21 protein-coding genes are annotated in these 21634 nt (G+C 66.6%); 12 read left to right on the forward strand and 9 right to left on the reverse strand.

What is annotated here, in order from left to right; translation table 11 throughout:
* Window positions 1–4: 4 nt before the first annotated feature.
* Genes AACH32_RS18830 through AACH32_RS18850 form a run of 5 tightly spaced genes read right to left on the reverse strand, consistent with a single transcriptional unit; the run spans window position 5 to window position 4942 of the window.
* Entirely contained in the window at window positions 5–2185 is a 2181-nt protein-coding gene (locus AACH32_RS18830) for a TRAP transporter permease (RefSeq protein ID WP_338603013.1), read from the reverse strand.
* Window positions 2186–2737: a DUF1850 domain-containing protein gene (locus AACH32_RS18835; protein ID WP_338603015.1), complete on the reverse strand. Its 552-nt coding sequence runs from the start codon at window positions 2735–2737 to the stop codon at window positions 2186–2188.
* Window positions 2738–3703, reverse strand: coding sequence for a TAXI family TRAP transporter solute-binding subunit (locus AACH32_RS18840; RefSeq protein WP_338603017.1), 966 nt, complete (start codon window positions 3701–3703; stop codon window positions 2738–2740). It lies immediately after the preceding gene.
* A gap of 24 nt (window positions 3704–3727) precedes the next feature.
* Complete coding sequence (locus AACH32_RS18845; RefSeq protein WP_338603019.1) at window positions 3728–4171, reverse strand: hypothetical protein; 444 nt, start codon at window positions 4169–4171, stop codon at window positions 3728–3730.
* A gap of 42 nt (window positions 4172–4213) precedes the next feature.
* The gene (locus AACH32_RS18850; RefSeq protein ID WP_338603021.1) at window positions 4214–4942 is read right to left on the reverse strand and encodes a FadR/GntR family transcriptional regulator; all 729 of its coding nucleotides are present in this window, start codon (window positions 4940–4942) and stop codon (window positions 4214–4216) included.
* Window positions 4943–5101: 159 nt separating this feature from the next.
* Between AACH32_RS18850 and AACH32_RS18855 the strand changes: the two genes are divergently transcribed.
* The 9 genes from AACH32_RS18855 (at window position 5102) to AACH32_RS18895 (ending at window position 12386) form a co-directional block, all read left to right on the forward strand.
* Complete coding sequence (locus tag AACH32_RS18855; RefSeq protein ID WP_338603023.1) at window positions 5102–5560, forward strand: nucleoside recognition domain-containing protein; 459 nt, start codon at window positions 5102–5104, stop codon at window positions 5558–5560.
* The gene (locus AACH32_RS18860; RefSeq protein WP_338603025.1) at window positions 5554–6003 is read left to right on the forward strand and encodes a hypothetical protein; all 450 of its coding nucleotides are present in this window, start codon (window positions 5554–5556) and stop codon (window positions 6001–6003) included. Before AACH32_RS18855 ends, AACH32_RS18860 begins: the two co-directional genes overlap by 7 nt.
* A gap of 17 nt (window positions 6004–6020) precedes the next feature.
* Window positions 6021–6299 carry a cytoplasmic protein gene (locus AACH32_RS18865; RefSeq protein WP_338603028.1) on the forward strand — a complete coding sequence of 93 codons (279 nt, stop codon included), beginning with the start codon at window positions 6021–6023 and terminating at the stop codon, window positions 6297–6299.
* Between the two features lie 4 nt (window positions 6300–6303).
* Window positions 6304–7449: a hypothetical protein gene (locus AACH32_RS18870; RefSeq protein WP_338603031.1), complete on the forward strand. Its 1146-nt coding sequence runs from the start codon at window positions 6304–6306 to the stop codon at window positions 7447–7449.
* Window positions 7449–8504: a M42 family metallopeptidase gene (locus AACH32_RS18875; RefSeq protein WP_338603033.1), complete on the forward strand. Its 1056-nt coding sequence runs from the start codon at window positions 7449–7451 to the stop codon at window positions 8502–8504. The genes AACH32_RS18870 and AACH32_RS18875 overlap by 1 nt, the downstream gene beginning before the upstream one ends.
* Complete coding sequence (locus AACH32_RS18880) at window positions 8501–9721, forward strand: M24 family metallopeptidase (RefSeq protein ID WP_338603035.1); 1221 nt, start codon at window positions 8501–8503, stop codon at window positions 9719–9721. Before AACH32_RS18875 ends, AACH32_RS18880 begins: the two co-directional genes overlap by 4 nt.
* Window positions 9718–10185: a PaaI family thioesterase gene (locus AACH32_RS18885; RefSeq protein ID WP_338603038.1), complete on the forward strand. Its 468-nt coding sequence runs from the start codon at window positions 9718–9720 to the stop codon at window positions 10183–10185. The genes AACH32_RS18880 and AACH32_RS18885 overlap by 4 nt, the downstream gene beginning before the upstream one ends.
* Window positions 10186–10291: 106 nt before the next feature.
* Window positions 10292–10756 carry a Fur family transcriptional regulator gene (locus AACH32_RS18890; protein ID WP_338603040.1) on the forward strand — a complete coding sequence of 155 codons (465 nt, stop codon included), beginning with the start codon at window positions 10292–10294 and terminating at the stop codon, window positions 10754–10756.
* Window positions 10757–10874: 118 nt separating this feature from the next.
* A complete protein-coding gene (locus tag AACH32_RS18895) occupies window positions 10875–12386 on the forward strand; it encodes a catalase (RefSeq protein WP_338603043.1) in 1512 nt (503 codons plus the stop codon).
* Window positions 12387–12462: 76 nt separating this feature from the next.
* Here AACH32_RS18895 and AACH32_RS18900 read toward each other — a convergent pair whose 3' ends face one another.
* A complete protein-coding gene (locus AACH32_RS18900; protein ID WP_338603046.1) occupies window positions 12463–14931 on the reverse strand; it encodes a 1-acyl-sn-glycerol-3-phosphate acyltransferase in 2469 nt (822 codons plus the stop codon).
* A gap of 132 nt (window positions 14932–15063) precedes the next feature.
* Between AACH32_RS18900 and AACH32_RS18905 the strand changes: the two genes are divergently transcribed.
* Window positions 15064–16056: an aminotransferase class IV gene (locus tag AACH32_RS18905; protein WP_338603048.1), complete on the forward strand. Its 993-nt coding sequence runs from the start codon at window positions 15064–15066 to the stop codon at window positions 16054–16056.
* A 340-nt stretch (window positions 16057–16396) separates the two neighbouring features.
* Window positions 16397–17419, forward strand: coding sequence for a methyltransferase (locus AACH32_RS18910; protein ID WP_338603051.1), 1023 nt, complete (start codon window positions 16397–16399; stop codon window positions 17417–17419).
* 82 nt (window positions 17420–17501) lie between these two features.
* Here AACH32_RS18910 and AACH32_RS18915 read toward each other — a convergent pair whose 3' ends face one another.
* Entirely contained in the window at window positions 17502–17777 is a 276-nt protein-coding gene (locus tag AACH32_RS18915; protein ID WP_338603053.1) for a cupin domain-containing protein, read from the reverse strand.
* Between the two features lie 90 nt (window positions 17778–17867).
* Window positions 17868–19493 carry a thiolase C-terminal domain-containing protein gene (locus tag AACH32_RS18920; RefSeq protein WP_338603056.1) on the reverse strand — a complete coding sequence of 542 codons (1626 nt, stop codon included), beginning with the start codon at window positions 19491–19493 and terminating at the stop codon, window positions 17868–17870.
* A 158-nt stretch (window positions 19494–19651) separates the two neighbouring features.
* Here AACH32_RS18920 and era point away from each other — a divergent pair, with 158 nt between their 5' ends.
* Complete coding sequence (era, locus tag AACH32_RS18925) at window positions 19652–20536, forward strand: GTPase Era (protein ID WP_338603058.1); 885 nt, start codon at window positions 19652–19654, stop codon at window positions 20534–20536.
* A 59-nt stretch (window positions 20537–20595) separates the two neighbouring features.
* Here the strand turns inward: era and AACH32_RS18930 are convergent, their stop codons facing one another.
* Window positions 20596–21510: a hypothetical protein gene (locus AACH32_RS18930; RefSeq protein ID WP_338603061.1), complete on the reverse strand. Its 915-nt coding sequence runs from the start codon at window positions 21508–21510 to the stop codon at window positions 20596–20598.
* Window positions 21511–21634 lie beyond the last annotated feature (124 nt).

A 21634-nucleotide genomic window follows, 5' to 3' on the forward strand; every position in this document is an offset into this window, starting at 1 on the left:
CCGGTCAGTTGCCCGCCGTCTGGACCTGGGGCCCCCCGGCGGCCGGGCTGATGAATTTCTGCATGGCCACCACCAGGGCCAGCAAGACCAGGCCCACCGAATCCACCAGCCAGGCGGGGATGACGGCCCCGCCGGGCAGCATGATATCCGGCCAGAACAGCAGGGCCGCCGCGAAGACCAGCATGATGGTTTCCAGCACGGTGGCCTTGCGGAACATATAGCGGTCCAGGGCGGCGGCAAAGGCCACCAGGCCCAGCAGGGTGGTGATCCAGGCCAGGATCACCTCCCAGTGCATCAGCTCATAATCCTTGCCCATACCCAACAGGGGCCGGTAGGCCATGACGATGGGAATGATGTAGAGCCCCTTGGCCAGCTTCCATGAGGTAAAGGCGGTCTGCATGGGGTTGGCCCCGGCCACCCCGGCCCCGGCAAAGGAGGCCAGGGATACCGGCGGGGTCACGTTGGCGTCCTGGGAATACCAGAACACGATCATGTGGGTGACCAGCAGCGGCACCCCCAGGTCCAACAGGGCCGGTCCGGCCAGGGTGGCCAGCACGATGTAGCTGGCGGTCACCGGTAGGCCCATGCCCAACACCAGCGAGGCCGCGCCGATGAGCAGGATGGCCAGGGCCTCGATGCCGAAGGACAGATCCAGCACCAGGCTGGAGAACTTGAGCCCCATGCCGGTTAGGGTCACGGTGCCCACGATGATGCCCGCCGCCGCGCAGGCCACCGACACCATGATGGCGTTCTTGGCCCCGCGCTCCAGGCCGGTGAGGACCATCTTGCCCTCGGCCTTGGCCAGCTCTCCCGCGCTCAGGCGCTGGTCGCTGATGGCCGGCACCATTCCCTTGCTCACGCTCCAGCGCACCAGGTTGGCCAGGATGCTGGCGGCCAGGGTGCTCATCACCGCCACGAATCCGGCCATCATGGGCGAGTAGTTGGCCATGAGCACGTAGACGAGGATGCCCACCGGGATGATGAAGTGCAGGCCGCCCTTGACCACCTTCCAGGCCTTGGGCAGTTTCTCCTTGGGCTGGCCCACGATGCCTTCTTTTTTGGCCTCGAAGTGCACGAACAAGAGCACCGTGAGGTAGTACATGATGGCCGGCACCAGGGCCACCTTGATGATGGTCAGGTAGCTGGTGTTGGTGAACTCGGCCATGAGGAAGGCCCCGGCCCCCATGATGGGGGGCATGAGCTGGCCGCCGGTGGAGGCGGCCGCCTCGATGGCCCCGGCCACGTGGGGGCGGTAGCCCACCCGCTTCATCATGGGGATGGTGAAGGAGCCGGTGGCCACCACGTTGCCCACCGCCGAGCCCGACACCGAGCCCATGAAGCCCGAGGCCAAGACCGCGGTCTTGGCCGGGCCGCCGCTGAAGCGGCCGGTTAGGGCGTAGGCCAGGTCGATGAAGAAGTTGCCCCCGCCGGTGACCTCCAAAAAGGCGCCGAAGAGCACGAAGACGAACACGAAGGTGGCCGCCACCCCCAGGGGCAGGCCGAAGACGCCTTCGGTGGTCAGCCACAGGGTGGTGCTGATGCGCTCGATGCTGTAGGGCTTGTGCAGGAACATGTCCAGCAGGTAGGGCTCGTAGTAGTGGGCGTAGAGCCAGTAGGCCGCCGTGGCCGCGATCACCAGCAAGGTGAGCCAGGACTTGGGCTTGTTGCACAGCCGAGCCACCACCAGGCAGGCCAGCACGGCCATGATGATGTCGCCGGTGGTGTAGGCATACACCAGGGCCGCGAAGCAGATGCCGGCCATGACCCCGCCGATCACCCGGCGGCAGGCCTCCAAGACCAAAATGGTGCCCGCGATGGACACGTAGAGGTCCATGTCCAGCCAGTCGCCCTGGCGGGCGAAGATTTCGTCCAGGTTGGCGCAGATGTAATAGACGCAGTAGCACGAGGCCAGGACCAGGAGCCAGTCCAGCAGCAGCCAGATGCTGAAGCGGTCCTTGCGGGCCCCGTCGAAGGGCGGCTGCAACAGGTAGGTCAGGCTGAGGATGGCCCCCAGGTGCACCGAGCGCTGCACCAGGGCGGTGAGGGCCGTGATCCCGGCGGTGTAGAGCTGGTAAAGGCTCAGGGCCACCGCCAGCACCATGACCACCTTGGCCATGGTGTGCACCAGGGCCTGGTTGGGGCCATGCTTGTCCGCCACGCTGTTTACTTGGGTGCTTGAAGGCATCTAGGGCTCCTGTGTCCTGGTGGGAGTCGCCCGGTGGGGCCAGGCCCACCGCCAGAGGCGGTGGAGCAGGCTTACCGGCCTGGCGCTGAATTGCACCGCCTGGTGCGGGGCCAGGGCCGACAGATTGACGGCCGTGCCTCGCCACAAGACGGTGTGGTCCACTCCGGGGCTGCCCACCCTGAGGACGAAGTCCCCGGTGGGCTGATGCATGTCGGTGATGACCTCGTAGGGGCCGCGCATGATCATGCGGCCCACCCCGGGCATTTTGCCCATTCCCGCGCCGAACTTCAGGTAGCGCTCTTCCTCGATATAGATGCGCCCGGCCGCGTCAACGCTGTGCACTTCCCAGATGGGGGCGTTTTCCACGGAGTGATAGTAGTGCACGGTGAAGCGCTCCCCGGGCCGGAGCGGCAACACCAACAGAGGCTCCCCGCCACGCGGGGTGATCCTGAGCTCCAGCCCGCCGGGGGCCAGGGCCAGGACCAAAAGGCCAAGGACCGCCCCGGCCAGCCCCCACAGGGCCGGCCGGAGCAGCCGTTTGGGTTCACGCATTTAGGGCATCAGGATGTTGGGTACCGTGATACCGCGCTCCTTGAGGGCCTTGACGGTGCCCGGATGCAGCGGGATGGGGCTGTACTTGACCGCGTTCTCCGGGGTGGTGTAGGCCGCCGAGGGGTGGATCTTCATCAGGTAGTCCCGGTGATTCCACAGGGCGTTGACCAGGTTGTAGACCAACTCGGTGTCCAGGGACTTCTGCACGATCATCACGTTCCACACGCCGATGGTGGGCACCGGCTTGTCCACGCCGCGATACACGCCGGTGCTCAAATCCACCGCCGCGTAGGTCTTATTGGCGGCCAATACCTTGGCCTGCTGCTTCGCGGTGATGGGCAGGATGCGGATGTCGTGGGTGGTGGCCAGGTCCATGATGGAGCTGGTGCCCGGGCCCACCGACCAGAAGCCCACCTCGATGGTGCCGTCGCGCAGGGCGTTGGCGGTCTCGGTGAAGCTCAGGCGCTTGTCGCTGTAGGAGTCCAGGGGAATGCCCAGGGCCTTGAGCACCGCCTCGGACATGAAGTTGGTGCCGCTGCCCGGGCTGCCGGTGGACACGCTCTTGCCCTTGATCTGGGTGATGTCGGTGATGGGGCTTTTCTTGAGCACCACCACCTGCAGCAGGTTGGGGTACATGATGGCCATGCCCAGGATGCGGTGCTTCTTGCCCCGGAACTTGCTGGTGCCCTGGAAGCCGGCCTTGGCCACGTCGCCCATGACCTCGCCGATGACCGTCTCGCCCTTGTCGGCCAGCTTGACGTTTTCCACGCTGGCCCCGGTGACCTCGGCCACCGCCTTCACGCCCTTGACGTACTTGGACCAGATTTCGGCCACGCCGCCGCCGTAGGGATAGTAGATGCCCCCGGTGCCGCCGGTGCCGATGCCGATAAAGGTGGTGCTCATGGCGATGCCGGCGCCCAGCAGAAGGGCCATCGCAATGGCCATAATTACGCTAAATTTTTTCATGGGTCGATCCTCCTTGCGCCCTGGTTACTTGGCCATGGCCTTGACGATCAGCTCCATGCCCGTGGGGGGCATGTCCTGACCTTTGAAGAAATAGGTGAAGCCGGCGGTGGCGCCGGGCTTGACCAGACCTTTTTTGGTTTTGCGGGGGATTAGGCCACCCACGGCCTTGCCGTTGTCCAGGAAGATGTTCACCCGGAAGCGCTGGTCATCGCTGGAGACGTTTTTGAGGGTGACCTTGACCGCCAGGGATTTGGCGCCGTCGTAGGTTTTATAGGAACACTCCAGGCCGACAAGCTGGGCCTCCGGGGCCACGGAGGTGACCACCTTGCCCCCAACCGCGCAGGAGAGATATCTTGCCGGGGCCGGCTTGGCCGCCTCCTCCTTCATGGTGGCGCAGCCGGCCAAGGCGAGGGCCAAGGCCACACACGCGGCCAATAGCCCCATCAGCATCACTTTGGTGATTCTCATGCTTCTTTCCTCCCGTCCTGGTTTGGGAAACAAAAACTTCCATCAGCAGGCCTTGCGCTTGGCCTGTCCCCGGCCTACCTCCACCCCCATGCTGCGGTAAAGCTCGAGCAGGGTCTGCAGGTCGGCGGTGGTCAGCCGGTGGGCCTCCTCGGCCTGTCCAGCCCGGATGGCGTCCATGATCTTTTGGTGATAATCATGCACTACCAGGCTGACTTGCCGATTCAGCTTGCCCCGCAGGCTCTCCACCAGGATGCTCATTACCGTGTCGCACAACAGGCTGAGCAGGGGATTGCCGGCCAAGGCCACCAGACGACGGTGGAATTCCAGGTTGTGTACTCGAAGCGTCTGGGAATCGTCGGTTTTCTCGTGGGCCTTTTCCAGCACCTCGGCCAGACGGGCCAACCCGGCGGAATTGTTCCGCTGGGCGGCCAGGGCCGCCGCCGGAGGCTCCAACAAAAGCCGCATCTCGAACAGATCGTTGAGAGTTATGTCGCCGCCCGCCAGGAGATTTTGGATGGAGGCCACCAGGGGCTTGTCCAGGTCGTGGCACACGAAGGTGCCGCCGCCGGCGCCTTTTTGCACCCTGAGGATCCCGGCCATTTCCAGGGTGCGGATGGCCTCGCGAACCACCACCCGGCTCACCCCGTATTGCTCGGCCAGCTCGCGCTCCGGCGGAAGCTGTTGATCCTCTTCCAACAATCCAGCAAAGATTTGCCCCCGGATGGCCTCGGCCACCTCTTCATAGGCTTTCTTGCGCCGGTTGGTCTGCAACAGTGCGTCCCTCGGGTTTCCCCTACGATGATGCGGGCGGGCAACGATCAGATTTACCAGGGTAGGTCTAACCTTAGACCAGATGTATTGTGCCAACCATGGGCCTTGCTTGTCAATGGTTGGGTTGACCGAATCGGCGCCTGCGCCTAGACTTGGCCCATGTCCGCCGAGCACGCCGCCTCGGCCCCGCCCGGCCCTCCCTGGCGCCTGGCCCTGGGCCGCAGTTGGGAGCGGGGCCGCAAGTTCTTGTGGTTCCTGCTCATCAACATTTTGCCCCTGTACCTGGCCAGCGATCTTTTGGTGGCCAGCGGGGCCCTGGCCAAGATCAGCGGCTTTTTGGCACCGGTGATGAACCTGTGGGGCCTGCCCCCGGAGGCGGCGGCGGTCTTGGTGGCGGGCATGCTGGTGAACCTCTACGCCGCCACCGCCGTGGCCGCGCCCCTGGCCCTTAGCTGGCAGCAGGTCAGCGTGCTGGGGCTCATCCTGGGCATCGCCCACAGCCTGATCATCGAGGCGGTGGTGGTGCGCCAGCTGACCCCCCGCTACCACGCCCTGACCCTGTTGCGCGTCGTGCTGGGCCTGGGCGCGGGCTGGCTCCTGGCCTTGGCGCTATGCTGAACCAGCTTATCGCCATGTTGCCCGGGGCGGCCGGCAAGGGCCTGGTGCTGTGCGCCGAGCTGGCCCTGGTGGTGCTGCCGCTGATCGTGGGCTACGAGATGGCCAAGGCCTACGGGGTGTTCGAGCGCCCCTGGACCAGGCTGCGCCCCGCTCTGGCGGCCATCGGCCTGGGGCCCGGCGGCCTGGTGCCCCTGTTGGCCGGGGTGTTTTTGGGTCTGCTCTACGGGGCGGGCATCCTGGTTTCGGTGAGCCGCGACGAGGGCCTGGCCGACAGCGAACGTTTGGCCCTGGCCGTGTTTCTGGTTACCTGCCACGCGGTGGTGGAAGACACCGCCCTGTTCGTGATACTGGGGGGGAGCGCTTTTTGGATTCTGGCCCCGCGCCTTTTTCTGGCCCTGGGGCTCACCGCCTGGCTGGCCCGGCGGGGCCGGAGCCGCAACTGAACCGAGGGGAGAAAACGATGGCCATACACCGCCATGATTTCGTGGAAGAATACACCGGCCTGGTGGGCTTCGGCCTGGACCGGCCCACCGACGAGGCCACCGTGCTGGTCTACTTGCAGAAGTTTTCCGACGACGAGTGCATGGCCGCCATCCTGCCCCGGCTGAGCCAGGAAGAGCTGGCCATGCTCTTCGACACGGTGAGCGACCTGTTGCGCCGCCACCTGGAAGAAGAGGAATATCACGCCAAGTTTCTGAAGGACCCCGAGCCCCATCACCACGCGCCCGTGGAGGAATAGCCCCATGAGCTCCGAGGAAAAACTGCCCCGCCAACTGGCCCTGGTGCGCGGCATCCTGGACGGCGCCTTTTTCAGCCCCTTGCGCAGCCTGGACTGGCCCGCCTTCTGCTTCGACCAGCCCGGCCTCCTGGGCCTGGAAGAGGAAGAGGCCTTTGACCTGTACGTGCGCGGGTCCCTGGCCGCCGAGACGATCTACCCCGAGCTGTGCGAGGGCCGCGAGCCCCTGGCCTGGATATGGTCCATGCCCGAGCCCGGCCCGGTGTTGGCCCACGCCCTGGCCAACCTGCGCTCGGACCGCCCCTTTCTCTTCCACCGCCTGATCTATTCCCTGGCCCCGGTGAAACAGGGCGAGCTGTCCCCGGAGAGCTTCGAGCTGGTGGAGGACTACCTGGCCGCCGCCCTGGGCGAGGGTTCGGGCCTCCGGGAGGCGGCGGCCGACGAGGTGGCCACCCTCACCCGGCGGGCCCTGATGGCGGCGGGGCAAACCGGCGAGGAGCCCGATCCCCTCTTGGCCGAGGCCGCGGCCAAGGTGCTCGCCCAGGCCCGGGCGGCCGAGGTGATGAGCGACGCCGAGCTACTCACCTGGCTCACCCTGGGCGGAGGCCTGGAGGGAGTGGATCCGGAGATGGCCCCGGCGGTGTGCGCCCTGGCCTGGTCCGGCTGGTGCGGGGCCGTGGTGGGCGCGCCGCCCGACCTGGCCCTGCTGACTCGCCTCAGGCCCAGCCTGGTGCTCTCCCCCAGCGAGCTGGCCCTGCACACCCCCCAACTGGCGGGGGCGGGCCAGGTGATCACCGCCCGCTGCCCCTATTGCCAGACCGACAACACGCTGGTGCTGGGCAAGGAGGTGGCCGAGCGGGTACGCTGCCCCCACCTGATCTACGTGGGCACCAGCGACGAGGCCCATCTGCTGCGCGCGGTGCAGGGCTTCGACCTGGGCCAGGACTTTTTGAACCTGCTGGAAAGCTACTACCAGTCCCCGTCGGACTTCGAGCTGTTCGCCACCATCGTGGACGACCTTTACGAGATGCTCTGTTCCCAGGGCCGCCTGGCCGCCGCGCCGGTGAGCAGCGAGGGAACCCAGGGCTTTTATTATCTCAAGGCGTTTTTTGCCGGGCCCGCGCCGGAGCAAGAGGAAGAGAGCGTGCACTGATGAGCCTGATCGAGTTGCTGGACGCCCTGTGTCCGCCCCTGGGCCCTCCGGGGCGCGAGGACGACATCCGTGCGGTGGTGCGCGCGATAGTGGAGCCCCTGGCCCACCGGGTGGAGGTGGACCGCCTGGGCAACCTGCGGGTCTGGTGGGGAGACCCACAGGCCCGGCCCCTGGTGATGCTGGACGCCCACCTGGACGAGGTGGCTCTGATCGTGCAGCACATCGACGAACAGGGCTTCATCCGGGTGGCTCCCCTGGGCGGCTTGGACCGCCGCCTGCTGCCCGGCTCCAAGGTGATCCTGCAGCCCGCGCCGGGCCAGAGCCTGGGGGCGGTGTGCGGCCTCTTGCCCCCCCATGTGAGCGGAGGCAAGGGCGAGGAAAAGTCCCAGCCCTGGGAGCAGATATTTTTGGACGCCGGCCTGGGCAGCGCGGCCGAGGCGGCCCAGGCGGGCCTGGAGATCGGCACCTGCGGGGTGTTGGACCTGGGCCACGGCCCCCTGGGCCGGGGCTATTACCACGCCCGCAACCTGGACAACCGGGCCGGGTGCGCGGTCTTGGTATGGCTGCTGCGGCGTCTGGCCGCGGAGCAACGCGAGCTGGGCTTCGGCCTGGTCATGAACTTCTCGGTGGCAGAGGAGGTGGGCCTTAGGGGCGCCATCACCGCCGCCTTTGACCTGGCCCCGGACCTGGCCCTGGCCGTGGAGTCCACGGTGGGCGAGACCCCCGGAGTGGAAGCGGCCCGCACCCCCACCCGGCTGGGCCAAGGCCCGGCGATCACCGTGGCCGACGGGCGCATCGTGGTGCCCCGGGCGGTGGTGGATTCCCTGGAGGCGGCGGGCCGGGAGGCGGGCATCGCCTGCCAGCGCAAGCGTCCGCCCTTTGGCGGCACCAACGCCGGGGCCATCCACCTGAGCCGGGGCGGGGTGCTTACCGGGGTGGTGAGCGTGCCCACCCGCTATATCCACAGCCCGGCCTCGGTGCTCAAGCTCAGCGACCTGGAACAGTTGGGCGAGCTGGTGTGGGCCTGGTTGGGCCGGGCGGGAGAGTTGTTGTGAGCTGGGAGTTCCCCCCCTGGTACCAACTGACCCCCATGGAGGTGCTGGGGCCGCGCCGGGAGCGCATCGCCAACCTGTGCGCCATGCAAGACCTGGACGGCATGCTGCTCACCGACGCCTACGACGTGTTTTATGCCAGCGGCACCAGCCAGCAGGGCCTGGTGCTCATCCCGGCCAAGGGCGAGCCCCTGGTACTCATGCGCCGCCACGCCGAGCGGGCCGCGGCCGAAAGCCCCTGGCCGGTGACCCTCATCAAGGGGCTCACCGAGGCGGCGGACTTTCTCCTGGCCGTTTTGCCCCGGCGGGCCCGCCTGGGCCTGACCCTGGACGTCATGCCCGCCGTGGATTATTTGGGCTGGCAAAAGCGCCTGCCCGAGCGGGAGCTGATCGACGCCACCGGCCTGTGGCTGGACCTCAAGGCGGTCAAGGACGCCTGGGAACTGGAGCGCATGGCCGAGGCGGGGCGGCTGGCCGCCTCCATCTACGCCGCCCTGCCGGGCATCATCCGGCCGGGCATGAGCGAGGCCGAGCTGGCCGGCGAGATGCAGCGGTTGGCCATGGCCGGGGGATCCATCGACCAACTGCGCTCGCGCCACGCCTATCACCAGACCTATTCCTGGCACATCGCCTCCGGCCCGGAGGGCAACCTGCCCAGCGCCATGGACGCGCCCTTCAACGGCTGGGGGCTGTCCCCGGCCTTTCCCCTGGGGGCCAGCCACCGGCGCTTCCGGCCGGGCGAGCCCATCAACGTGGACTTCGGGGTTAGCCTGAATGGCTACCAGACCGACCAGACCCGCACCTACGTCTTGGGCCCCGCCCCGGCCGAGGTGCGCGCGGCCCACGCCTGTCTGGAAGAGATCGAGGCCGCGCTGGTCGCGGGCCTGGCGCCCGGCGCGGTGAGCGGCGAGCTCTACGAGACGAGCCTGGAGATCGCCGCCCGCCACGGCCTGAGCGACGGCTACCTGGGGCGCCCGGGCCACAAGATCCGCTTCGCGGCCCACGGGGTGGGCCAGGAACTGGGCACCCCGCCCTATGTCCTGGAGGGCTCCCGCGCGGTGGTGCGCGCGGGCGAAACTTACGCCCTGGAGCTGAAGATCCTCACCCCCCAGGGACCGGTGGGCCTGGAGAGCACCGTGGCGGTGCGGGACTCGGGCCCGGCCCTGAACCTGACCCCCGAGCCCAGCGTGTTGACCGAAATACCCGTGGAGACCACATGAAACGCATCAACCCCGAATGGGTGAAGGCCGTCCAGAGCGGGGTGAACCCCTGCCCCTACTTTGACCTGCAATCCATGCGCATCGTGGACATCGCCTGGGGCTGGGCCCGCGTGGAGATAGAGCTGGGCCGCAAGCATCTCCAGCCCTTCGGCGTGGTGCACGGCGGGGTGATCGCCACCATCGCCGACGCGGCGGGTTTCTGGGGGGTCTACAGCCAGATGGAGCCCGGACAGGCCATGACTACGGTGGAGCTCAAGGTGAACTACCTGGCCCCCACCAAGGACCAGGGCAAGCTCATCGGCGAGGGACGCTGCATCAAGCTGGGGCGCACCCTGGGCCTGGGCGAGGCCACGATCAGCAATTCGGCGGGCAAGGTGGTGGCCCACGCCACCACCACCCTGATGGTGGTGCCCCACCTGAGCCTGGTGAACCAGGACCAGTTGCCGGAAAAGTTCCTGGACTGAGCCGACCGGCTTGGCCGGCCCAAATTCCTCCGAAAACTTGACAATGGGCGCCGAGGCCTGCCAGCCTGATAATTGATAACTGTTTTCCACTAAGCAAGGGCGCTATTTGACCAGACGCCAGCCAGCCGTGGACCAGCGCGCCCAGGCGCGCGTGGAGGAGATGACCCAGGCCCTGCGCCAAGCGGGCCAGAGGATCACCCCCCAACGGCTGGCCGTGCTCGAAATCCTGGCCGGCAGCGATGAGCATCCCAGCGTGGAGAGGATCTACGAGCAGGTGGCGCGGGAGTTCCCCACCACCAGCCTGGCCACCGTGTACAAGACCCTGGCCTTGCTCAAGTCCCTGGATCAGGTGTTGGAGTTGGGCTTTGCCCACTGGGGCAGCCGCTATGACGGCAAACAGCCCCAACCCCATCCTCACGCCGTATGCCTGCGCTGCGGCGCCATAGCCGACCCCGACCTGCCCCAGGCACAGGAGATGGCCCGGGAAATGGCCCGCCGCTCGGGCTACCAGATAGAGCGGCATCAACTTGACTTTTTCGGTCTCTGCCCCGACTGCCGCAAAAAGAAATGAATTTCGGTTTCGCGATCGGACCCGAGTTATAATAATTGTTATCTACGGAAAATCATTTTCCTTAGATAATTACTTGCATATACTCGGCGACCAACCAGAAGCCAAAGGAGACGCTTCCATGTCCGAAAAGAAAAGACCCCTGACCACGGCTTTCGGCCAGCCGGTGGGCGACGACCAGCACAGCCTGACCGCCGGACCCCGGGGGCCCATCCTGATGCAGGACTATCACGTCCTGGAAAAACTGGGACACTTCGACCGCGAGCGCATCCCCGAGCGGGTGGTGCACGCCAAGGGCGCGGGCGCCTACGGATATTTCGAGGTGACCGCCGACGTGAGCCAGTACACCAAGGCCAAGTTCTTGAGCGAGGTGGGCAAGAAGACCGACGTGTTCGCCCGCTTCTCCACCGTGGGCGGCGAGCGGGGCTCGGCCGACGCGGCCCGCGACCCCCGCGGCTTTGCCCTGAAGTTCTACACCGAAGAAGGCAACTACGACATGGTGGGCAACAACACCCCCGTGTTCTTCATCCGCGACGTTATCAAGTTCCCGGACTTCATCCACACCCAGAAGCGCAACCCGGCCACCAACCTGCCGGACCCGGACATGTTCTGGGACTTCCTGTCGCTGACCCCCGAGTCGGCCCACCAGGTGACGGTGCTCTTCTCGGATCGGGGCACCCCGGCCACCTACCGCAACATGAACGGCTATTCCAGCCACACCTACAAGTGGTACAACGCCGCCGGCGACTATTTTTGGGTGCAGTACCACTTCAAGACCGACCAGGGCATCAAAAACCTGACCCGCCAAGAGTCGGAGATGCTAAAGGGCAAGGACCCGGACCACGCCACTCGCGACCTGCACAACGCCATCGCCCAGGGCGACTACCCCTCCTGGACCCTGGAGATGCAGATACTCACCCCCGAGCAGGCCAAGGACTTCAAGTGGGACATCCTGGACATCACCAAGGTGTGGCCCCACGGCGAGGTGCCGCCCATCAAGGTGGGCAAGCTGGTCTTAAACCGCAACCCGGTGAACTACTTCGCCGAGGTGGAGCAGGCCGCCTTCTGCCCCGGCAACCTGGTGCCGGGCATCGCCATAAGCCCGGACAAAATGCTCCAAGGCCGGGTGTTCTCCTACCATGACACCCACATCCACCGCCTGGGCCCCAACTATCACCTGATCCCGGTGAACCAGGCCAAGCATCACCCGGAAAACAACTACCAACGCGACGGCTTCATGCGAGTGGACGACGGCGGGGGCAGCGGGCCCAACTACTACCCCAACAGTTTCGGCGGCCCGGCCCCGGACCCGGCGGCCCAGGAACCGGCCATCCCCCTGGAAGGCGACGGCGACCACTACGAATACGCCTTTGACAACGACGACTTCGTGCAGCCGGGCAACCTGTATCGCAACGTGATGACCGACGAGGCCAGGGAGCACCTGGTGGGCAACATCGTGGACCATCTGGGCGGCGCGGCCAAGCGCATCCAGGAACGCCAGGCGGCGGTGTTTTTCAAGTGCGATGCGGACTACGGCACCAAGGTGGCCCAGGGCCTGGGCCTGGACGTGAACCGGGTCAAGGAGTTGGCCGCCATGAGCAACGAACAGCGGGCCGCGGCCACGGCCAAGTAACCCCGCTCATCCGCTAAAACCAAAAGCCGTCCGCCGTTTTGCGGCGGGCGGCTTTTTAAGTGTGGCGGACGCGGGGCTATGACTCCGCCTCGGCGCCCTCCAGGAAGGTGGTCCAGGCCTCCTCCAGGATGGGCATCTTCACCCGGCGGGCGGCGGCCATCTTGACGGCCAGGTCCAGATCGTTCCAGGCGATGAGCGGGCGGTCTTCCTCGGCCCATTGGCGGGCCAGGCGGCGGGCCGCGGAGGGCGCCCCCTTGCCCCGGCGGGCCTGGCTGCCCACCCGGCGGCCGAACTCGCGGGCCTGGCCGCCCAGGCCGCTGGCCGCGAAGGCGGCCGACCAGGCGGCGCTGGCCGCGCTGAAGCTGCTCTCCGAGCCGCCCAGGGCCCGGGCCAGGACGATGGCCTCGGCCGAGGCGTCGGCCAGGTAGACCCCCGCCGTGGCCGCCCGGTTCATGCGCTCCATCCGGGTGAGATAACCCGCCCACATGCCGTAGACCCGCGAGAGCACCCCGGCCAGGTTCACCCCCACCGGGTCCTCGCTCACCGCCACGGAGATGGGAGCCATGGTGAACAGCTTGGCCAGCTCGTCGCGCTCGGCGGCCGGACCGGCCAGCACCAGACGTCCGCTACGGCCTTCCATCAGGTCGCCGGTGCCCACCGCCCCGCCCATGGCGTAGACCGTCACGTCGCCCCGCCCGGCCCGGGCGGCCATCTGGCGCACCAGGGCCACCGGCAGATAGGGCGGCTCCGGGGCCAGGCCCCGGCTGGCCACTACCAACTTGACCCCCTGCTCGGCGTGGGCCAACAGCACCCGCACCTGCTCGGCCAGGTGGCCGGCCGGGCAGGCCAACACCACCTCGGTGGCCTTTTTGAAGGCGCTGGGCGGGTCGGAGGTGACAAAGGCGTTCTTGGGTAGGCGCTGCTCGCTGAAGCGGCCCTCGGGGCTGCGCTCGTAGACCAGTTGATCGATGATCTCGCGCCGGGGGTCGTAGAGGGTCAGGCTGGCGTGCAGATAGTGGCGGCCCTCCAACATGCGGTTGCCCAGGTAGTGGGTAAGGGCGAAGCCCCAGTCGCCCGCGCCCACCACCACCAGGTTCTGCTTGGCGTTGGGGGAATACAGGCGGCGGTCGCCGTGGGTGGCGTAGAAGCTAAGGCCCCGGGAGTTGCGCACCTTGGGCAGCTTCTTTTCGTCGCGCAGCAGGGGCCACACCACCCCCCGGCGGCGCAGGGTCTTGAGGCCGTCGGCCACCACCTGGGAAATGGGGTTGTCCCGGATCAAATCTTCCAGGTCCGGCTCCACCCCGAAGGTCTCGCGGTGGTACTCGCTCAGGAGGTCCAGCTCGGCCTGGGCGGCCGCGTTCAGGTCGGAGGCGCCCTGGCGGCGGGCCCTGAGCAGGCCCCGGGCGGTCAGCTGACTGGCCATGACCTTTTTGCCGCGGGCGATGTCGCTGATGGCGGTGAGGGCCACGTATTCGTCCAGCTCCCGGCCCTGGCGGTCGGCGGCGTGGGCCGCTTTTAGCTCGCTGAGCAGGCGGGGCTGGGGCAGGGTCACGTAGGCCCGGCCGTAGAGACCCTGGATGCTGCGCCACATCCAGGAGCGGGGGTGGGCCACCATGCGCCCCAGGGTGGGCAGCGCGCCCAGGCCCCGAATCCAGGTGTAGACCCCCTTGCGGGCGGCCAGGGAGAGGTCTTCGGGCACCGTGGAAAAACTGATGGCCACCGGCTGGACCACCACCTCCTGCTCGCCGGCCAGGGCCCCCCTGAGGGTGACCAGGCGGCGGGGATAGCGCAGGCTGCCATCGCGGCTGCGGGCTCCGCCCGCCCAGGCCTCCAGGAAGATGCCCTGTTGCCCGCCCCGCTCGGCCAGGGCCCGGCAGTAGTTGAACAGGGCGGCCATGTAGGATCGGTCTGCCCCCCGGCGACGCACCACGTAGGAGCCGATCCACAGGATGCGGGCGATGCTCTCGATGGCCATCATGTTGTCGCCCGCGGCGAAGGCCGGCAGGCCCAGCCCGTTTTGGGCCAGCACCGCGGCCAACAGGAACTCGTCCAGATGCGAGGAGTGGTTGATGAGATAAACCACCCCCAGGCCCTGTTCGCGGTACCGCTTCAGCTGGTCCATGTGGGCCAGCTCGCGCCGGTCGGCCGAGGTGAAGCTGGCCGTGGGGTCCCGCTGGCTGAAAAATCCGTTGACCAGGGTCACCACCGCCGATGTGCCGTATTCGTGAATCTCGCGGTCGTAGCGGATGGCGATGGAATCCAGGTTGTGCTCCACCGCCGCGCGGTCCGGCTCCTGGCCCTCGGAGGCGAGTTGGGCCATGGTGAGCTCGGCGGCCCACTGGCGCACCGCCCCGGCCTCTTCCCAGGAGGGAGGCATCTGGCGGAAGTGCTCCAGCCAGGGGCGGCCCGCTTCACTGTGGGACACGTGCTTGAGAAGACGGTAAAAATCCACCCGTCCGGCCTGGCGCACCAGCTGCTTTTTGAAGCTGCGCCCCAGCTTGGACGTAAGGGACAAGGGGAAGGGTTTTTGCTTGGCTGCGGACACGTCATCCTCGCCCGGCCGTTGGGGCCTTTCTGAAAAACGGATGTCCGTAACTGTAGCCTCCTGGCCCGCCTTGTCAAGAATGAACCGGGCTCAGTCCTTGTCTGGGGCCCCCCCGGGGTGTAGATTCGGATTATGTCTATCTACCAAGAAGAACCGCCGAGGTTGAGCCCGGACGAGGCTCTGGAACGGCTCAAGGCCCTGCCCCGTCCCTGGGCCCGGGACTACCTGGCCATGTATTCCAACTGGCTGGGCGGCGTGGTCACCGAGCCCTGGCTCATGAGCGTGCCCCTGGACGACCACCTGGTGCACCGGGGCGACGGGGTGTTCGAGGCCACCAAGTGCCTGAACGGGCGCATCTACCTGTTCGAGCGCCATTTGGAGCGCCTCAAGCGCTCGGCCACCTCCATCCACCTGGAGATGCCCCTGACCCGGCGGGAGCTTACCGCCCTGGCCGTGGCGGTGATCAAGGCGGGGGGCCAGCGCGAGTGCATGCTGCGCATCTTCCTGTCGCGGGGGCCGGGCGGCTTCAGCACCAACCCCTACGAATGCCCCCAGGCGGGGGTGTACGTCATGGCCAGCCGCATCCATCCCCCGGCCGAGGAGATCTATGAGCGGGGGGCCAATCTGGGAGTGAGCCAGGTGCCGGCCAAGAGCGGCTTTTTCGCGGGGGTCAAATCCTGCAACTACCTGCCCAACGTGCTGCTCAAGCGCGAGGCCATCACCCACGGCTGGGACTTCGCCATCTGCCTGGACCCGGAGGGCTATTTGGCCGAAGGCTCCACCGAGAACATGGGCCTGGTGGACCGCGAGGGGGTTTTGCTCCTGCCGCCGCCGGACAACATCCTGGAAGGCACCACCGCCAAGCGCACGGTGGAGCTGGCCGCCGGGCTGGTGGAGCGCGGCGAGCTGGCCGGGGTGGTCCGGCGTCACCTGGGGGTGGAGGAGTTGAGCACCGCCGCCGAGGTGCTACTCTTTGGCACCACCCTGGACGTGCTGCCGGTATGCCGCATCGACGGCAAGCCGGTGGGCGACGGTCAGGTGGGGCCGGTGGCCAAAAAGCTGCGGGCCCTGATCCTGGACGACATCGCCAATAATCCCGAGATGTCCACGGCGGTTTGGGAATAACGGCGGCTGCGCCAGACGCCCCATAGCCGCGTTGCCGGCAAGGTGGGCAGGATCAAGAAATCAAAAAACGTGTAGGTTGGCGTAGAGGGCGCAAGCCCGCAACCCAACAATTGCTTATGAACAGGCACCTCAAGGTGTTGGGTTTCGCTTCGCTCTACCTAACCTACCAAAGATCATTGCGCCGCTGATTCCGATGGTCGAGACCAACCCCAGCCATTCCACCCACAGAGACAAGCAGGACACGATGGTGTATTTTGAATCAAGGGCAATGCACCGCCCTTCTACTCCTGCCTGAACTCACGGTGCGACCAGCATCGAACCACACATGCAGGGGACGAGCATGTCTATTCTAGAGCCCATCGAGGAGAGCCCACGCAGCCTGTACCAAGCGGTCTATGCGCCGGTCAAGGCCGAGATCATCCTGGCCGGGATCAAAGTGGGACTTTTTAGCCATCTGCAAGAACCCATCAGCGCAGCCGCCCTGGTGGACAAGCTGGGCTGGGAGCCAAGGGCAACCGAAATACTGCTCAATGGCCTGGCTTCTGCCGATATCTTGCTAAAGCAAAACGGTCTGTTCTCCAACAGCCTCGAGGCCTCGCGTTTTCTGGTCCCCGGCAGGCCCACCTATTTGGGAGATCATCTGCTCAACACCCACCGCATGGTGACCGGCGGGCTCGTCGGCCTGCCCGAGCGCCTGCGCAATGACACGCCTCCCCAAACCCAGCAAACCGGCCAATCCGGCCCAACCGACTGGTCGGCCATGGCCGAGGGCATGGCCAATTCGGCCCGGGCGGGGCGGGTGCAGATGGTGCTGCCTCTGGTACTGGGACTGCCCGAGTTCACCACCTTCCGCAAAATGCTGGACCTGGGCGGCGGGCCGGGCCTGCTGTGCATCGCCATGGTGCAGGCCCATCCCTCCATGCGCGGGGTGGTCTTTGACAATCCGGCTGTGGGTGACCAAGCTCGCCAGTACATACAAGAGCACGGCCTCACAGATCGTGTCACCTTTTTGGGCGGCGACTACATGAGCGATTCCCTCGGCTCGGGCTACGACCTGGTCTGGGCCAGCGCCTCGCTGAATTACTGCGGCGAGCGGCTCGACGAGCTGGTGGCCAAGGTCTACAACGCCCTGGAGCATGGCGGAGTCTTCGCCGTGTTGCAGGAGGGCCTGACCCACGAGGGCACCAAGCCCTCGGAGATGGTGCTGCCCATGCTGGCCTGGCGGCTGGGCTCGGACGAGGGAATCAATTTCGCGCAAGGACAGATCGCCCAAGCCATGCTGGAGGCCGGTTTCCGCTCGGTGCGTTCGCGCACCGTGCAAACCCTGCACGGCCCCATGGACTTTGACGTGGCCCGGAAATAGGAGCGCAACGGTTCGGTCAAAAAAATAGCCGGGCGTTGGGATGCTACAAACCAACGCCCGGCGCAAAACTGCTGTCGGAACTTTACTTCAGCTCGACCTCCACGAAACTGAACTCGCGCTCCCCCGCGTTGATGGTGTTGTGGCTCACCCCGGCCGGGCGGGCGTAGGTGGCTCCCGCCTGCAAGCCGACCTCTTTCGTCCCGTCGGCGTCTTGCAGGCGCAGCACTCCGTCGGTAAGCGGCACCACCACATAGTCCAGAGGGTGCACGTGATGCCCCGTTGCCCCGCCGGGAGGCAGCCGCCACAAGGTCGCTTTCACCCGCTCATTATCCACTTGCACCGTTGACGTCACTTGCATTTGCGCTCTCTTTTCGGGCTGGGGAAAAAATCGAACCGGAAGGCCCACGCCTCCCGGTTTCGCCGTTTGGGATGCCTTATACCAGCAAACTCACTGTCCCTCATCCGGCTTGGTCTGGCTGGTATCCTCGGCCTGCTCGCGGGCCTTTTTGCGCGCCGCCTTGAGCTTGGCCGCCTTTCGGCCGCGCACCGCGCCGGAGGAAACATCTTCCACCACGCTCCACCAGCCCACCACCTGGCGAGCCAGGTTACCGATCTGCTTGATCAGCTCCCCGGCGGTGTCGCGGTCCTTGAACACGAAGTGCTCGCCCTCCACGTCCACGCTCACCGTGGCCCCCACCTTGAGCGGGGGCTCCATGCGCCCGTGGGCCAGGATCACCGAGCCGTCGGCCAGCTTCACGTAGCCCAGGCTCAGCGGGGCCTCGAAGCCCGGCGGGGGGTTGTAGAGCTCGGTCCAGGTGAGCAAAGCGCCCCGCCCCGGCTTGAGGCTCTGGGGCAGCAGCAGGGGGCGGCTGGGAACCAGGGCGGGCTGGTAGTCCAACTCCTCGGCCACCTGCCAGGTCCGCTTGCGGTCGGTGCGGGTGACGATGGTCACCAGGTTGTTGTTGGCCAGGCCGCCGATGGACTGGGCCAGGCCCACGTCCACCTTGTTTAGCTGGCGCGGGGGGTCCACCCGGCCGCTCATCTGCCAGGCCAGCTCCACCACCTGGGCCAGCCCCGAGGCCCCCACCGGGTGGCCCCGGGCCTTGAGCCCGCCCGAGGCGTTGATCGGCAGCGCCCCGTCGCGCCCGGTCTCGCCCTCCAGGGCCGCCCGCCAGCCCTGGCCCGGCGGGAAGAAGCCCAGGTCCTCGCTGCCGATGATCTCGAAGATGGTGAAGGCGTCGTGCACCTCGGCCAAGTCCACCTCGCCGGGCCCCAGCCCGGCCATCTGATAGGCCTTCACGGCCGCCTGCTTGGTGGAGTTGAAGGAGGTGAAGGCCCCCCGGCGGCCTACGGCCAGGGTGTCGGTGGCGTGGCCCACCCCCACCAGGTTGAGCAGGCCCGGACGGCTGGAGAGCACCATGGCCGCCGCGCCGTCGCTGATGGGCGCGCAATCGTAGATGCGCAGGGGATCGGCCACCAGGCGGCTGGCCAGGTATTGGTCCAGGTCGATGGCCTTTTGGAACTGGGCGTAGGGATTCATGGCCCCGCCGGCGTGGTTCTTGATGGCCACCGCGCCCAGGGCCCGGGTCAGGGTGTCCTCGTCCAGGTCGCTCTCGTGGGCGTAGCGCCGGGCGATCATGGCCGCCAGGGCGGGCATGGTGGCCCCGTAGCTGCGCTCCACCCGGTCGATGACCCGGGCCAGGATGCGGGTGGTCTCGCTGGTGGGCAGGTGGGTCATCTTCTCACCCGCCACCACCAGGGCGTTTTGCACGTAGCCGCTGGCCACGGCGTAGAAGGCGCTCTCCAACACCGCCGCCCCGGTGCTGCTGGCGGTCTCCACCCGCGAGGCCGGGGTGCCGGGCAGGCCCAGTTGGTCGGTGAGCACCGCGGCCAGGTTGGAGTCGCCGGTGAACTCGCCGGGGTCCATGACCCCCAGATACACCGCGTCCACCGCCTCCAGGTCGGCCTGGCTAAGGGCCGCCTCGGCGGCCTCGATCATCATGCTCTCCAGGCTGGCCTCGCGCTTGCCGAAACGGGTAAGCGCCGCGCCGGAGATGAAAACCGGATTGGCCATGGTTCGTCCCGCGATCCGTTTAATTCCCGCATTAGCCCATGTCTTATTTCATGGTAGCACCACCGGCTCCCGGGCCAAGGAAATTCGGCTCTTACCAGAATCGGCGGCCTGGGGTAAGCTAAGTGAGTTAAGAGCAACCACAACCGATCGGGATCGAGATGAAATCAGGCTTCGTGGCCATAATCGGGGCGCCCAACGTGGGCAAGTCCACCTTCTTGAACCAGGCCCTGGGCTTCAAGCTGGCCATCACCAGCGACAAGCCCCAGACCACCCGGCACCGCCTGCTGGGGGTGCACAACCTGCCCGAGGCCCAAATAGTGTTTTTGGACACCCCCGGCATCCACGTGGCCAAGAGCGCCCTGAACCGGCGCATGGTGGCCGCCGCCGAGGAAACCCTGAACGAGGTGGACGCGGTGCTGTTCATGGCCGAGATCACCGCCAAGGGCATGGAGCGAGCCCAGGCCGTAGCCCCCCGCCTGGCCAAGGTGAACGCGCCGGTGATCATGGCCCTGAACAAGATCGACCTGCTGCCCAAGAAGGAGGCCCTGCTGCCGTTGTTGTCGCGGGCCGCCCAGTGGGGCGATTGGAAGGCCCTGGTGCCCATCAGCGCCCAGAACGGCGACGGGGTGGAGGAGCTGCTGGGCGAGCTGACCGAAGTCCTGCCCGAGGGGCCGCCCCTTTTCGACCCCGAGGTGATAACCGACCTGCCGCTGCGCTTTTTGGCCGCCGAGCTGATCCGGGAGAAGGTGTTCCGCCTCACCGGCCAGGAGGTGCCTTACTCCACCGCCGTAACCGTGGACCAGTATTTGGAGCCCGAGGAGGCGGACCGGCCGGTGGCCATCACCGCCACCATCCACGTGGAGCGCGAGGGGCACAAGGGCATCATCATCGGCAAGGGCGGGGCCATGATCAAAAAGATCGGCACCCAGGCCCGCCTGGACCTGGAAAAGCTGGTGGGCGGGCCGGTGTTTTTGGATCTGCTGGTCAGGGTGGAGCCCAAGTGGTCGCGCCAGGAGCAGGGCCTCAAGAAGATGGGCTACTAGCCCTCTAGCAGCCCGAACGATTTTCCCGCGCCGGAGGAGTTCCTCCGGCGCGGTTTTTCTTACCAGTTGAGGAGTTTCTTTGCCGCGTTGAGGCCCTCCTGCACCATGTCGCCGCTCTGGCTCTGGGAGCCGTCCTGGGGCTGGCCCGAGGCCGGGGCGCTCTTGCCGGCCTGCTGTTGGGCCGCATGCTGCTGGGCCTGCGCCTCCTTGGCCTGGCGGGAGGCGTCCTGCATGGCCTGGCTCTGCTTCTTGCCGAAATCCGGGTCCTTGAGCATGTCCATGACCTGCTTGGCCATCTGACGCTGCTGGTTGTCGGCCTCCTGGTTGAACACCGGCTTGATGCCCGGCGGGGGCGCTAGCTTGTCGGCGGGGATCGGCACCCCGGTACGCACCTGGGTGGCGGTCAGGTTCATCTGCATGCCCATGATGCCGCCTTCCTGCTTGAGCACCACGCCCTTGCCCTTCCAGGTGTAACTGGTGAGCCCCATCACCTTGACGATCTCCACCGGATGGTTCAAAAAGGTGCCCTGGCTCACCTGAGGCTTGGAGCCTCCCATGGCGGCCAGGAAGTTGCCGCCCATCTGCTCGGCGTTTTTCTTCACCCGCTTTTTCTCGGCCGGGGATAGCTTGTCATACTCCTGGGCCAGGTAGGTGATGTAGTTGCCGGTGTAATAGGCCTCGTTCTTGCCCAGGTCCACGGTGGTGACCCGCTGGGGCTCGGTGATGATTATGGAGTTGTCCTCGCTGCCGAAACCCAGGATCTTGGTAACCACCTTCTTGTGCTCGGCCCGCGTATCGCCCTTGAAGTAGACCGTAGACTGCCCCTGCTGGTTGCCGGAGTAGCTGTAGTTGATGATGGCCGACTTGAAGGGAGGCGGCATCTTGAAGGGGTTGTCGGCGGCGGCCGCTACCGCGGCCAAACCGAGCATCACGGCCAGGGCGGCGGTGGCCAGGCAAACTCTACTGAAGCGCATGATCGATCACTCCCAAAATATCCGGTTATTTGTATGCGCGGGCCTGAATATCAGCGTCTTCATGCTAGGGACAATCGCGGCGCAAGGCAAGCCATATCGATGGCAGCGGCCTTGTTCGGGGGGC

The organism is Desulfoferula mesophila (assembly GCF_037076455.1).
In the GTDB taxonomy this organism is placed as follows: Bacteria; Desulfobacterota; Desulfarculia; order Desulfarculales; family Desulfarculaceae; genus Desulfoferula; species Desulfoferula mesophila.

Bases quoted from the DNA above. Each gene is read 5' to 3' on its own strand.
- AACH32_RS18875 (WP_338603033.1), top strand. From the start codon at position 7,449: ATGAGCCTGATCGAGTTGCTGGACGCCCTGTGTCCGCCCCTGGGCCCT.
- AACH32_RS18905 (WP_338603048.1), top strand. From the start codon at position 15,064: ATGTCTATCTACCAAGAAGAACCGCCGAGGTTGAGCCCGGACGAGGCT.
- AACH32_RS18865 (WP_338603028.1), top strand. From the start codon at position 6,021: ATGGCCATACACCGCCATGATTTCGTGGAAGAATACACCGGCCTGGTG.
- AACH32_RS18830 (WP_338603013.1), bottom strand. From the start codon at position 2,185: ATGCCTTCAAGCACCCAAGTAAACAGCGTGGCGGACAAGCATGGCCCC.
- AACH32_RS18855 (WP_338603023.1), top strand. From the start codon at position 5,102: ATGTCCGCCGAGCACGCCGCCTCGGCCCCGCCCGGCCCTCCCTGGCGC.
- AACH32_RS18920 (WP_338603056.1), bottom strand. From the start codon at position 19,493: ATGGCCAATCCGGTTTTCATCTCCGGCGCGGCGCTTACCCGTTTCGGC.
- AACH32_RS18870 (WP_338603031.1), top strand. From the start codon at position 6,304: ATGAGCTCCGAGGAAAAACTGCCCCGCCAACTGGCCCTGGTGCGCGGC.
- AACH32_RS18845 (WP_338603019.1), bottom strand. From the start codon at position 4,171: ATGAGAATCACCAAAGTGATGCTGATGGGGCTATTGGCCGCGTGTGTG.
- AACH32_RS18915 (WP_338603053.1), bottom strand. From the start codon at position 17,777: ATGCAAGTGACGTCAACGGTGCAAGTGGATAATGAGCGGGTGAAAGCG.
- AACH32_RS18910 (WP_338603051.1), top strand. From the start codon at position 16,397: ATGTCTATTCTAGAGCCCATCGAGGAGAGCCCACGCAGCCTGTACCAA.
- AACH32_RS18860 (WP_338603025.1), top strand. From the start codon at position 5,554: ATGCTGAACCAGCTTATCGCCATGTTGCCCGGGGCGGCCGGCAAGGGC.
- AACH32_RS18930 (WP_338603061.1), bottom strand. From the start codon at position 21,510: ATGCGCTTCAGTAGAGTTTGCCTGGCCACCGCCGCCCTGGCCGTGATG.
- AACH32_RS18840 (WP_338603017.1), bottom strand. From the start codon at position 3,703: ATGAAAAAATTTAGCGTAATTATGGCCATTGCGATGGCCCTTCTGCTG.
- AACH32_RS18895 (WP_338603043.1), top strand. From the start codon at position 10,875: ATGTCCGAAAAGAAAAGACCCCTGACCACGGCTTTCGGCCAGCCGGTG.
- AACH32_RS18885 (WP_338603038.1), top strand. From the start codon at position 9,718: ATGAAACGCATCAACCCCGAATGGGTGAAGGCCGTCCAGAGCGGGGTG.
- era (WP_338603058.1), top strand. From the start codon at position 19,652: ATGAAATCAGGCTTCGTGGCCATAATCGGGGCGCCCAACGTGGGCAAG.
- AACH32_RS18835 (WP_338603015.1), bottom strand. From the start codon at position 2,737: ATGCGTGAACCCAAACGGCTGCTCCGGCCGGCCCTGTGGGGGCTGGCC.